General features: G+C 42.2%; 12 protein-coding genes. 4 read left to right on the forward strand and 8 right to left on the reverse strand.

Going from position 1 to position 12,146, the window contains the following annotated elements; all coding sequences use genetic code 11:
* Positions 1 to 116 precede the first annotated feature (116 nt).
* On the forward strand, positions 117 to 2,402 hold the full coding sequence (gene priA / locus KSMBR1_RS14705) for a replication restart helicase PriA (RefSeq protein ID WP_099325998.1): 2,286 nt from the start codon (positions 117 to 119) through the stop codon (positions 2,400 to 2,402).
* An 89-nt stretch (positions 2,403 to 2,491) separates the two neighbouring features.
* Here priA and KSMBR1_RS14710 read toward each other — a convergent pair whose 3' ends face one another.
* The 4 genes from KSMBR1_RS14710 to KSMBR1_RS14725 form a co-directional block, all read right to left on the reverse strand.
* Complete coding sequence (locus KSMBR1_RS14710; RefSeq protein ID WP_099325999.1) at positions 2,492 to 3,055, reverse strand: LemA family protein; 564 nt, start codon at positions 3,053 to 3,055, stop codon at positions 2,492 to 2,494.
* Between the two features lie 221 nt (positions 3,056 to 3,276).
* Positions 3,277 to 3,957: a TPM domain-containing protein gene (locus KSMBR1_RS14715; RefSeq protein ID WP_157820633.1), complete on the reverse strand. Its 681-nt coding sequence runs from the start codon at positions 3,955 to 3,957 to the stop codon at positions 3,277 to 3,279.
* Positions 3,958 to 4,039: 82 nt separating this feature from the next.
* Positions 4,040 to 4,795: a hypothetical protein gene (locus KSMBR1_RS14720; RefSeq protein ID WP_099326001.1), complete on the reverse strand. Its 756-nt coding sequence runs from the start codon at positions 4,793 to 4,795 to the stop codon at positions 4,040 to 4,042.
* 43 nt (positions 4,796 to 4,838) lie between these two features.
* A complete protein-coding gene (locus KSMBR1_RS14725) occupies positions 4,839 to 5,090 on the reverse strand; it encodes a hypothetical protein (RefSeq protein WP_157820634.1) in 252 nt (83 codons plus the stop codon).
* 432 nt (positions 5,091 to 5,522) lie between these two features.
* Between KSMBR1_RS14725 and KSMBR1_RS14730 the strand changes: the two genes are divergently transcribed.
* The 3 genes from KSMBR1_RS14730 to ahbB are packed head-to-tail and all read left to right on the forward strand — an operon-like array spanning position 5,523 to position 7,338.
* Positions 5,523 to 6,398 (forward strand): 4Fe-4S binding protein, encoded by an 876-nt coding sequence (locus KSMBR1_RS14730; RefSeq protein WP_157820635.1) that lies wholly within the window; start codon positions 5,523 to 5,525, stop codon positions 6,396 to 6,398.
* Positions 6,395 to 6,862 carry a siroheme decarboxylase subunit alpha gene (ahbA, locus tag KSMBR1_RS14735; RefSeq protein WP_099326004.1) on the forward strand — a complete coding sequence of 156 codons (468 nt, stop codon included), beginning with the start codon at positions 6,395 to 6,397 and terminating at the stop codon, positions 6,860 to 6,862. The genes KSMBR1_RS14730 and ahbA overlap by 4 nt, the downstream gene beginning before the upstream one ends.
* Positions 6,863 to 6,867: 5 nt before the next feature.
* Entirely contained in the window at positions 6,868 to 7,338 is a 471-nt protein-coding gene (gene ahbB, locus KSMBR1_RS14740) for a siroheme decarboxylase subunit beta (RefSeq protein WP_099326005.1), read from the forward strand.
* Between the two features lie 314 nt (positions 7,339 to 7,652).
* Here the strand turns inward: ahbB and KSMBR1_RS14745 are convergent, their stop codons facing one another.
* The 4 genes from KSMBR1_RS14745 to KSMBR1_RS14760 form a co-directional block, all read right to left on the reverse strand.
* A complete protein-coding gene (locus KSMBR1_RS14745) occupies positions 7,653 to 8,690 on the reverse strand; it encodes a phospholipase D-like domain-containing protein (RefSeq protein ID WP_099326006.1) in 1,038 nt (345 codons plus the stop codon).
* Complete coding sequence (locus KSMBR1_RS14750) at positions 8,687 to 9,562, reverse strand: NAD(P)H-hydrate dehydratase (RefSeq protein WP_099326007.1); 876 nt, start codon at positions 9,560 to 9,562, stop codon at positions 8,687 to 8,689. The genes KSMBR1_RS14745 and KSMBR1_RS14750 overlap by 4 nt, the downstream gene beginning before the upstream one ends.
* 76 nt (positions 9,563 to 9,638) lie before the next feature.
* A complete protein-coding gene (gene larB / locus KSMBR1_RS14755; protein ID WP_099326008.1) occupies positions 9,639 to 10,394 on the reverse strand; it encodes a nickel pincer cofactor biosynthesis protein LarB in 756 nt (251 codons plus the stop codon).
* A 250-nt stretch (positions 10,395 to 10,644) separates the two neighbouring features.
* Complete coding sequence (locus KSMBR1_RS14760) at positions 10,645 to 12,123, reverse strand: ISNCY-like element ISCku10 family transposase (RefSeq protein ID WP_070065843.1); 1,479 nt, start codon at positions 12,121 to 12,123, stop codon at positions 10,645 to 10,647.
* Positions 12,124 to 12,146: the final 23 nt, after the last annotated feature.

Below are 12,146 nucleotides of genomic sequence, written 5' to 3' on the forward strand. Positions count from 1 at the left end.
CACAATTTGTGATGTATCAACTTGATACAAGGCAATTATTCCATAAGGGGCGGCACTGACAAGCCTTGCTTGTCAGTGATATAATTAGTTAACAATAAAACTCTCTTTCATCAGCGATGAGCATTGCAGATAAATCATCAAAACTTCAAGATACGCCAACCGGCCAGACGCTACAGCAATTATTTGCGGAAGTGGTTTTCAATATTCCGTTAAACAAGCTGTTTCACTACAGCGTGCCTCCGGATTTAAGGGAACTCCTCACGCCTGGTATGCGTGTAAAAGCGCCTTTTGGCAATAAGGTAATTACAGGTTTTTGCGTAGGCCTTACCACCATACCTTCCGTATATAAGACCAAAGATCTCATGGGGATACTGGATGCGTTTCCTCTGGCGGACGAGACTATGCTCAGGATTACAAAATGGCTTTCTTCCTACTATTGCTGCGGATGGGGAGAGGCGATACATGCGGTGATACCGCCGGTCGTCAGGCGCGGCGCTAAGGAAAAGATTGACATTTTTGTTACCTGTGGCAAACCCCTTACCGCTTTTGAAAAAGAAACGATTTTGCAATCAAAAAAACGCGCGATAAAACAAGCGAAGGTGATGGAATTCCTTTTTAACCAGGCGCAAAATACAGAAATACGCGCAAAAGAGCTGATGAAGGCGACCGGCGGCACTATGTCAATGCTCAGGCAGTTGGAACGGGAAAACCTCCTGCAATTGGAAGAACGGCAGGCAGATGCCGTAAATGCCCAGAAGGGAGGTGCACCTGTACAACATTTAGCGCTTTCCGAAGAACAGCAGGCCGCCTTCACCTTAATCAAAGAGAAACTGGCGGAACCGTCTCAGGGAATCATCCTGCTTCATGGCATAACTGGAAGCGGGAAAACGGAACTATATCTTCAGACAATAGCCAAACTATTGGAACAGGGGAGAAAAGCCCTGTTTCTTGTCCCGGAGATATCGCTTACCTCTCAAAGTATTCAGAGGATAAAGGAAAGATTCAATAACGTGGCGGTATTGCACAGTCATTTACAAGGCGCCTTTCACCACGCACAGTGGAAAGATATAAAGGAGGGCAGGGTGGACGTTGTTGTCGGCGCCAGGTCATCTATTTTTGCTCCGCTGAAGGACGTGGGGTTGATCATTCTTGATGAAGAACACGAGAATACGTATAAACAGGAAAACAGCCCCAGGTATAATGCGCGTGATATAGCCATTCTCAGGGCAACCTACGAAAATGCAATGGTTATATTGGGCACCGCTACTCCGTCGCTGGAAAGCTATTATGAGGCGGAAAAGGGGAATTATACAAAGATAGTCCTTTCCAAAAGGATCGGAACCCTTCAACTTCCGCAGGTTGAAATCGTGGATATGCTTGAAGAAGTACGTAAGAAAAGGGGATACCATGTTGTATCACAACGGCTTGAATATTATATGAAACAGGCATTGTCCCGGAGGGAGCAGGTAATTTTATTTTTAAACCGCAGGGGTTTTACCCCTTACATTCATTGTAAGAGGTGCGGATTTGTATTAAAATGCCACCGGTGTGATATCCCCCTTACCTTTCACAAAAAGTTAAACATCGTACTGTGCCATTACTGTCATGCGGAGGCAATCCCCCCGGAATCATGTCCGGATTGTATGGCAAATTATATTAATTACCGTGGTTTTGGCACTGAAAAAATAGAAGAGGTGATTGCTAAAAAATTTCCCGGATATAACATTCTCCGGATGGACAGCGATTCCATGCGATCACACGGCTCCCATGAAAAGGCATTAAAGGCATTCGGAGAAGGAGAATTCCAGATATTACTCGGCACACAAATGATTGCAAAGGGTCTGGACTTCCCCAATGTTACCCTGGTTGGCGTAATTTCTGCGGATACCATGCTGAATCTTCCGGATTTTCGTGCAGGCGAAAGGACCTTCCAGTTAATATCTCAGGTTGCGGGACGTACGGGAAGAGGGCAAAAGGGGGGACGCGTGATAGTGCAGTCCTTTAATCCAAGACATTACAGCATTACCTACGCAGCAGCCCATGACTATGAAGGTTTTGCAAAAAAGGAATTGGAATATAGAAGGCCATTGAACTATCCCCCGTTTGGCAGGATGGCAAGGATTATCTTTCGGGGCGCATCGGAAAAAAACACAGAGGAAAAGGCATCGGTGATTGCCGGTAAACTGAAAGAAATCGCAAAAGAAAGCAATAATCAACTGCAAATACTGGGGCCGTCGCCCGCCCCGGTAATGAAAATTAATAATCTGTTCCGATGGCATCTTCTGCTAAAAGCAAAAGACCACCAGCGCATCCATGATGCATTGCTATGCGTTGCCGATACGTTGAAACCAACAAAAGGCGTCCAGTCGCTCGTTGATGTCGACCCCTATATGATGTTATAGCACCGGCATTTTTATTTTTTTGCATGCTTGTATGTCTGGCTTCTCAATGAACATTTAATCCGATATTCCTGACGATATGGTTGTTTTCCCTAAAATTTTACTTTAGGCACTTCCTTCTCTGCCTCTGATACTTCAAAATAACTTGCCTCTGTTACACCAACACGTGCGGCAAAGAATCTGCCAAAAAAACTTTTTATATAGGTGTTAAGTTCTTTTACTGAATCGTTATAGCGTTTACGCTCTACGGAAATCCGGTTTTCAGAACCTTCCAATGTATCCTGTAGCTTAAGAAATGATTCATTTGCCTTGAGATCCGGGTATGCTTCTCTGAATGCAAGCAGGCGGGAAAGAAAACCTTCGATCTGTGTTGCAGCCTTTGCCTTATCCGCAATTGTTCCTGCGCTAAAATATCCCCTGCGGGCCTCCGCAAGTTTTTCAAAAACTTCTCTTTCGTGCGATGCATAACCTTTTACGGTTTCTACCAGATTAGGAATGAGGTCATACCTTCGCTTAAGCTGTGTATCCACTTGTGACCATGAGTTCTTGACGTTTTCATTCAGTTTTACCACCTTATTGTATCCTTTGACATACCAGGAAACAGCAATGATTCCTACAAAAACCAAAACAGCAATGACAGGTAATATCTTTCTCATAACCGCCTTCCAATAATATATTGTAAAGTTAATTTAGTACTGTTTTAGGGACATAGAAGAATTTAATATGCCAGTAATTATCATTACTTTGCTCAGTTCTCAGTTCTCAGTCCTCAGTCCTCAGTCCTCAATCCTCAGTCCTCAATCTGCAATTTGCCGACTGCCTACAATCGGACTGCCGATTGCCGAGCACTACGGTATAATAGAAAAATCCAGGTCCCTTACCACCTGCCGGAGGCGCCGCCCCCGCCAAACGAACCGCCCATCCCGCCGCCAAAGCCTCCGAAACCACCGGAACCCCCCGATCCAAAACCCCTTGAACCGCCGGAACCGCCCCAATAATACGGTGAGAACATCATCCTCCGCCGAAGTATACCGCCGCCAAACAAGAAGGGTAATATGAAAAATATTAATAACAACGACGACAGTGGGCTCCTGCGCCTTTCTGCTGCCCTGCGTATTTTTGTCATGTCAGGCATGCCAGTTATTTTGACGCCTTTTTCTTCGGCAATTTTATCCACCATTACCAATGTGGCCAGAAAAATGCCTTCGCCAAACTGCTCCTTTTTAAAATTAGGAACAAAAAATGTCCTCCCGAGAGTACCACAAAAGCTGTCAGGCAATATACCCTCAAGACCGTATCCTATTTCAAATCTGTATGCCCGGTCATTTTTTGCCACGACGATAAGCGCCCCGTTATCTTTCCCTTCCTGTCCCAATTTCCACTTAGTAGCAAGGTTGATAGTATACATCTCAATAGGTATATTGTCGGTGGTATCCACCGTAAGAACCACCATTTGCGCACCCGTTTTTTGTTCCAGTTCCTGCAAATATCCGTTCAGCTTGTTTTCTATCCGGGCTTCGATGATATTTGCCTTGTCTTCCACATATCGTTTGGGCACGGGTAAATCTTGTCCGTACGAAACAGCGGAAAAGAAAAAAATAAGCAGAAAAAAACAGATATGTGTAGAGAGAGAATGTTTTTTATACATTTTCCACCTTAAATTCATCAATTTTCCCGGCAAGGGCATCAATTTCACAGTACAATTCTTCAAAAATTTCTTTCAGTTCCTCAGCGGAAGGATTCAAGTCCTTCGCCTTTATCGCAAGCAATTTGGTAAATGGGTCAATTTTGATATTACAGCAATCCCTTATTGCAGAGAGAATCGCACTCTTTTCTTTAGGGATTTTTTGACCGTACAAAAAGAGGATGCCGCAAAAAATAGGAAAGTAGCCGGAAATGGCGCCTTTGAACAAATCCCTTAGCACCGTCTTATTACCCATAGCCCTTATAAATCCCTGACAAATTTGCTGAAGTCTGCTTTTCAACTCGCGCTCGCATTGAAGCCTGATATCTTTTTTCTCAATCGTTATATTTTTCAGGATATCTTCTCCGTAAGCAAGCTGATTGTTGTTCTTCATATCTAAAAACTCTAATGGAAATTCGGCTAAAGACCTTTCGATATAATTTTTTGTCATTACAAGAGGCGCATGTAGCTTTTTTTTGCCATATTGCTTCCCCAAAGAAGCAATAAAGTCGAAAAAGGTGACCTTGATCTCCTTAACGACAATTAATGTGTTGATATCGGAATGTTTTACATCAAAATCTTTTGTTATGGCGCTGCCGGTGAGGTATATAGAAACGATATTTTCTTTGTGATGCGATAGAATATCGAGAAAGAACGATTCTACATTTTTTTTAATTTCAGCAGATAAATAGGAAAGATTAAGATTTTCCATTGACTCGTTCCTCCAAATATATGCACCATACGTTTTAAATTAACTAACTTTCCCGCTCTTCCAGTTTTTTCCGTAATGCGATATTTTCCTTTTTCGTAGTTTCCAGGTCAAATTGCAGATATTTTATGTTTAATCGCAATGTGTCAAGGGTTTCCTGTAACATCTTAAATGATTTCAGGAGATCTTCACATTTTTCTCCCATTTCACTATACATGGTTAACCCTTTTAATTCGGCCAGTTGTTTAATTTCTTCCAATAGTTTTAACAACCTGTTCTGAAAAACCTGATCATCCATGAAGTATGCCTCCGTCAGTAATTTTTTTGTATTTTTTGGCAAAATATTTAATGGTAAAATCCGAAAACAACTTCTAATGACAAAATGCTTTGAAATTCTAAACAAATGCCTCTTTCTTATTTCGTGTTTCATATTTTGTTGTATGTTTTGGATTTGTTTTGAATTTTATGCTTTGTTATTCAAATTTGTTTCGTATTTCGTGCTTCGTGCTTGTCTGGTTTAACTTGCATGATAAGTCACAGGGTGTTCAATGTCAAGCCATAAGATGGTTAAGGGTAGAGAATGCTGTATTGACAATAAAATTTAAATTTGACAATGCCGTTTTTTGCCCATATACTTTTAAGCATTAATGTAAGGAAAAGGGTTTTTCGCTATTAAATTCTGAAATTTGACTCAATTTTGTTGTGGCAATTTTCTTTTAAGGAGTTATCGTTGGAGTGGGATGAATCAGCAACGCTGTTACTGGAGAAAGTGCCTCCATTTGTACATAAAAAAGTGCGTGACAGGGTGGAGTCGCTCGCCCGTGAGCAGGGAAAAAACCTGATTACCTCAGTTGAAGTTATTGCGGCCAGAGAAGCTTTTGCCTTCAACCAAAATCTCCCCCCTCAAACAGTAAACAAAGAAACCGAAACCGGCAAACTCTCCGTACTCAGGAAATATCAAAAATACTTTGACGCACAGGGCAACCCTGTCTTATATCAGGCAAAAGCCTGCAGAGGAGCGGAGGTTAACTGTCCATTTCTTATTAAAGATTCCGAAATTTTAGCGGATAAACTCCGCGAGAAGTTAAAGGAATTGCATTTCACTGACAGATTAATAGAAAAAATTGAGGGCAGAATATTGCCTCACCACACCATGAAACTTGCGGTAGCCGGCTGTCCCAACAGTTGCTCTATGCCGCAAATTAAAGATTTTGGAGTTCATGCGGTTGAACCAGTTTTTGTTGACGCCGAATGCGAATGCATTGAATGCATGAAATGCGTGGAAGCATGCCGCGAAGATGCCATAACGGTGAAGGATGCACAGGTAACCATTGATAAGGAAAAATGTGTAGAATGCGGTATTTGCGCAAAGGTGTGTCCTGTTGGCACGATAAAGGCATCGGAAGTCAAATTCCGTGTAATGATTGGCGGAAAACTCGGTCGCCATCCCAGGTTTGCCCTGGAGCTGTTCCCGAATACAGATGAATCTACGGTGCTAAAGGCATTGGAAGTGTGTGCAGAAATGATTATTTCAAATAAGGAAGAACACCGGTTTAGAGTACTGGTGGAACAAAAGGGAATAGAGGAGATAAAAAACAAGATATGATATTGTGCGATACCGACAGAAAGATTCTTCATCGATTGCAGTCAAATTTGCCGCTGGTATCAAGGCCCTTTGAGGCATTGAGCAAAGAGCTGGGCATTGATGAAGACACGATTATTGAACGAATTAAATACATGATTGACAATAAATTTGTCAGACGCCTCGCCCCAATAATAAACACCCAGGCAATGGGAAGGGAAGCAACGCTAGCGGCAATAAATGTTCCTGAGGAACGGATTGAAGAAGTAAGTGAAATTATCAATGGATATACCGGCGTATCTCATAATTATCTCCGCAACGGAAAAAACAAAGATATACCATACAATATGTGGTTTACCATGTCCGCCAAAGATGACGAAGAATTGCGCAGCAATCTAAAGGAAATAGAGTATCGTACAGGGCTGGTTGTAAGAAGTCTGCCTACAACAAAGAAATTCAAGATAGGGGTTAAATTTAAAATTTATTAATAATTATGGAAGATAAAAAAGAAGATATAGACCTTAAACTCATAAAATATACCCAGGAAGGCCTGCCGGTTACGAAGACGCCATATAAGGATATTGGCATTGCCATAGGGATATCAGAAGAAGAGGTAATCCAACGGCTGAAAAATCTTTTGGAAACTGGAAAGATCCGAAGGCTTGCGGCGTCAATTGCCCATCGCAAGATAGGCATCAATGCAAATGCCATGTGCGTGTGGAAGGTTTCTGACGAACGGGTGGATGAGGTAGGTAAGATTATGGCAAAATTCGAAGAGGTAACCCACTGTTATGAACGCCCTACGTATTCAGATTGGGAATATAATGTTTTCACTATGATACATGGGTATACCGATGAAGAATGTGAAGCCGTAATCGCGGCGATAAAGAAACAGACAGGGTTAAACGATTGTGTTATTTTGTATAGCGAGAAAGAGTTTAAAAAAGTAGGGGTGCGGATATAGCAAATTCCAGCTAAGCTGGCATAGCCAGAACCAAACAATTGCGAGATAAAAAATCCGAAATCCGAAACAAATTCGAATCACAAAGCATAAAATTCAAAACAAATACAAAACATCCCCGTCTGCATGCGATCACTCACTCACTCACTCACTCACTCACATGCAGGCAACAACATGAAACGCGTTTAGAATTTTAAATCATTTTGTAATTAGCATTTGTTTCGGATTTCGCCATTAAATATTTTGACGAAAAATGCAAATAAATTACTGCTAATATGCTAAATACCCGCCGTGTGCTGTTGTTCCTCGCCCTTTATTTATTCTATTATCCCGTCCTGTATGCGGAACTGAGAATTAAGGCGCGGACGGGAAATGAGTTTTCCCGTGTAGGTAATGGTATCTCCCTGTGAAATATTCATAACTTTCTGATACATCTTCCAATGAAAAACTACAACAACATCTGCCTTTTCTTCGTCACCTTGATGGCTGATTCCAACACGGTTCCAATCTACACGCCCTGCTCCTTTATGCACAACCGTGCCATTCCATCGAATGTACCTGCCATTGTATTCTTTCCATTGCGCCTTTTTTTCAGCACCTGAGAGGGCGCTTTCTTTACCAAATAATTTGTTTAATTCCCCGAAGGAGACATCTATATATTTTTTTTGAGTCAGGCCGTTCTCCATTTCAGTTGGTGGTGTAACGGAGATTTTTGTTTTTCCATCATGGCCGGAATTTTTTTGGGTGAGACTTTCGCCATCTTTTGTTAATGAAGAGGGGAGGGAAATGGGAAGGATGTTTGCTTCCTCCTGTTCTTTCCGGACAATGAAATTTGCCGCATTATCTCCTTCCGTAAATAATGTGTAAAACGTGTTTTTATAGCTAAGTGCTTTCTCTTTATTGTAGTGGAAGGAAACATAATCGTGAATGTTTCTGTTCCGGTATGCCATCCAATTGTAAACGCCTGTAATCAATATCCTGTCGTCAAGTATAACAAAATCCTGGTGTATGCTGTTGCCGTGGTTTTTGTTTGGCGATTTTATCACGCGAACATCAAATCCCTTTTGTATTAATGCCGTTGCCAACAGGCCTTTTGAGATGTCCTTCCCGTGCATGATGACAGCGACTCTTATACGAACACCCCTTGTTTTTGCGTTTACTAAAGATTCTTCAATGTCCAATGAGGCAAAATCATAGATACATATATCCACGCTGTGTTGTGTATAGTGCAGCGCATCTTTTACCCTGTCTCTGATGGTGTTACCTGTAATTTGAGTTGAATGTTCGGCATAGATAAATCCGGGCACACACCATTGTACAAAGATTGATATTATGAATAACCGTAGTGCGTTCATTTGTTTTGTATGTGATTTAAAAATGCTTTTGGCAAATTATCCAGAATATCCGTAGCGGTCATAGATATTTCACCCACTGCCTGTTTTGCATAATCTCCAGCAGTACCGTGTAAATACACTCCCAGTTGCGCCGCTTCAAAAGGCGGAAAGTTTTGTCCGAGCAACGCGGCTATCATGCCGGTTAATATATCTCCAGAACCGGCGGTAGCCATTCCCGGATTACCGGTGGTATTGACATAATATTTTTCGTTATTCATAACAATAGTGTTGTTGCCTTTTAAAACCAGCGTCACCTTGTCTCTTGAGTTTATGAATTTTTCGGCAATTTCTTTGCGTTTTGATTGTATTTCTTTGGTGGTATATACCTTTAAAAGGCGTGCCATCTCTTGGGGATGCGGGGTAAGTATAACGTGCTGTTTTATTTTATCCAGGGTTGCCGTATCTTCGGCAAGGGCATTAATACCGTCAGCGTCCAGTACGATAGGTCGTTCAATATTTTGCAGCAGCCACAGCACGAGCCTTTTTGTTTCCACACACTGCGATAACCCTGGTCCAATGGCAACTACATCAAAACGTTGTGAAAAGTCAAGGATATCCTGCCTTCCCATATCTGAAAGGGTTTTCAAATGGGTTTCAGGCAGCGGATGAGTCATAACGCAGGTTAACTTCGTCGCGACAATTCCATGCAGGCTTTCAGGTATCCCCAGAGTTACAAGACCTGCGCCGGAGCGTAATGCCGCTTCGCTGCACAGGCATGCCGCCCCCGTCATACCATAAGAACCGGCAATGACTAGCACCCGGCCAAAGTCCCCTTTGTGACTGTCAGGTTTTCTGGGAGGTATTTTTAGTATACTGTTAATCTGTTGCATCATATATTTCTGCAGTCATCAATCTGCAATCTGCCGACTGCTACGCGGTATAATAGAAAATTCCAAGTCCTTAATATCATTACTCTTTCCTTTTGCTGTTAATCAGCGAGGCGACACATGCAGCGCCAAAACCATTATCAATATTTACCACTGCAACACCGGAGGCACAACTGTTCAACATTGATAAAAGAGGGGCGATGCCATTGAAACTTGCTCCATAGCCAATACTTGTGGGAACACCAATGACAGGGCAATCTACAAGCCCTCCCACTACGCTTGCAAGGGCGCCTTCCATTCCTGCAACGACAATGATAACGTTGGCCTTTAGCAACTCTCCGTGGTTTTTCATTAGCCGGTGAATGCCCGCAACGCCGACGTCATATAACGTTTCCACTCTATTGCCCATAAATTCTGCAGTAATTCTTGCTTCTTCCGCCACCGGAATATCAGAGGTGCCGGCGGAAACGACCATGATGAGTCCTTCGTTTGTATTTTCATGCGTTTTGCGCAGGGTAATTGTCTTTGCCTGTTCATGGTACACAGCTTCAGGGAATTTTTCGGAGACAGCGTAATAAACCTCTGCACTTGCCCTCGTTGCCAGCATGTCTTGTCCGCTTTCGACAATATGCTCTACAATCTTTACCACCTGTTCAGGCGTTTTCCCCATGCAAAAGATTACTTCAGGATAACCACAACGAATTTTCCGGTGAATGTCTATCTTCGCAAAGCCAATGTCCTTGTAAGGAAGTTCTCTTATTTTATCAAGAACATCGTTTAAGGGTATTTTATCTTTTTTATAATTTTCCAGTAATTGCTGTATGTTGTCAATGTCCATATAAATATTCTCTTATCCCTTTGTTTAAGCTAGCCATTCCGGCATAAGTAGTGTCTGAACGAAAACTATCTTTTTTATGCAAGATTCTTTCTCTGAGCAAATTTAAATTTTTTTAAATTGCCCCTTTTTCAACTTTTTCTTCTACGCTTTAATCTATGATACGGTTGTTTTATTCATTTCCCTCGTTTTTACCATCTTTTCATGTTCTCCGGACATACTATCCCTCATGGATTTTTATTCGAGAGTGTTTTTACGCTGCCTTACGTACTGTTTCTTTTTCTTCCCGGACTTTCTTCTGCAATATACTCCCCATCGTGTGCAAATTTGCCGCCAGCACTCCTAATGCGCAGTATCTTTTAAATCCTTCTATCCCTTTGTCTAAGCATCTGTCCAGCCCATGATGTTCTAACCGGTTAATATCTGACTCCACCGCTGAGTGCTTGTGCCTGAGTTTTTTAAATGTACTCTCCGATTCTTCTTCTGTCTCCGCCTTATTCCTTTTTCCTTTCTTCGGTATGATCACTTTCGGTATATAAAGACTTATCAGTTCCTTGTATTCCTTCTTGTAAAAACCCTTGTCTGCACTTATACTTTCTATCTCTTCTTCACCAAACAAATTTAATAGCTTGTCTGCTAACGGCAGAATTAACGCCACATCTGCTTCTTTTTCCACTACTTGGTGATATCCGATAAACCCCCATTGGTCACTTGCTATCACCAGATTGTGGCCTAATTCCACCCTCTTATTCGCCTTCCCTTTACTCAACCATTCTGTGTGTGGTTCAAACAGTGAATATACCTTTTCCCCTACCGGTATTTGCTCTTCCTTGATAATTCTCCTCTCTACCAAATCTCTGTGCTTCTCCAGCATCTGATAAAAATATTCCATCGACTCCAATGCCTCTTTCTGCATTTCTTCCGCACCCGTTGTTAATATTTTTTCGTACACCGCTATTATGCTCGCACCTATCTTCTCACTTAATCTCTTTGCTAATCCAAGATACTCTTTTACTTGCTTCTTAACCGCCTCCTCTTTCTTGTTTCCACCACCACTTGCCGCTTTCGAACTACTCCTCATCAGACTCTTTAGCTCTTTCCTCCAATTCTTTACCTTTCTCCATCCTTTCCCGTTCAATACCCCTCCCTCTATAAATGCCTCTATCCCATCAAGGCACTTCCTACCCGCATCCCACAGCAAATTCATGTCCGTAGGAAAATGTACGTTTGTCTCCACCACATACGTATCCGTCTTTATGCGGAGCTTCTCCTCCCGTCCGTTCTTTGCCAGCCTCTGGCCTGCCTTTACCACCACATCATTAATCTTCCCCAACGTCTCCTCATCGAGCAATCTTACGTTATCCTTGATGCTTTGCAGCGAATACTTCTTACCCCTCCCAAATACGGTATCTACTCCCATTATCTGACGAATCAGACTATGGTGATTCACCATATCTTCCAACCTGTCATAATCCGCATCTAATCCCAATCTCACCACTCCTATTACCATTATCTGCCATAACTCCATACCATTACGCCCTGTCTCTTTCTTCCCACCCTTTACCTTTGCTTCCAATACCCTGAATACTTCCTCTCGTAATTCCTCTGTAACAAATATGTATTGTAATGCCCTCAAAATCGGCGCTAACTCATCCCTGCTCTTTTCGGGAATTTCTACCTCTGATATTGGTGTGCTTCCAAGTCTCCTTTGCGGCTCGAATCTTTTTCTCATGGCGTGGCAGTTCTCCTTTTGAT

It is taken from the genome of Candidatus Kuenenia stuttgartiensis, assembly GCF_900232105.1.
GTDB lineage: Bacteria > Planctomycetota > Brocadiia > Brocadiales > Brocadiaceae > Kuenenia > Kuenenia stuttgartiensis_A.

Coding starts and splice junctions, on each gene's coding strand:
- priA (WP_099325998.1), top strand. CDS start 117: ATGAGCATTGCAGATAAATCATCAAAACTTCAAGATACGCCAACCGGC.
- KSMBR1_RS14710 (WP_099325999.1), bottom strand. CDS start 3,055: ATGAGAAAGATATTACCTGTCATTGCTGTTTTGGTTTTTGTAGGAATC.
- KSMBR1_RS14720 (WP_099326001.1), bottom strand. CDS start 4,795: ATGGAAAATCTTAATCTTTCCTATTTATCTGCTGAAATTAAAAAAAAT.
- KSMBR1_RS14725 (WP_157820634.1), bottom strand. CDS start 5,090: ATGGATGATCAGGTTTTTCAGAACAGGTTGTTAAAACTATTGGAAGAA.
- ahbA (WP_099326004.1), top strand. CDS start 6,395: ATGATATTGTGCGATACCGACAGAAAGATTCTTCATCGATTGCAGTCA.
- ahbB (WP_099326005.1), top strand. CDS start 6,868: ATGGAAGATAAAAAAGAAGATATAGACCTTAAACTCATAAAATATACC.
- KSMBR1_RS14745 (WP_099326006.1), bottom strand. CDS start 8,690: ATGAACGCACTACGGTTATTCATAATATCAATCTTTGTACAATGGTGT.
- KSMBR1_RS14750 (WP_099326007.1), bottom strand. CDS start 9,562: ATGATGCAACAGATTAACAGTATACTAAAAATACCTCCCAGAAAACCT.
- larB (WP_099326008.1), bottom strand. CDS start 10,394: ATGGACATTGACAACATACAGCAATTACTGGAAAATTATAAAAAAGAT.
- KSMBR1_RS14760 (WP_070065843.1), bottom strand. CDS start 12,123: ATGAGAAAAAGATTCGAGCCGCAAAGGAGACTTGGAAGCACACCAATA.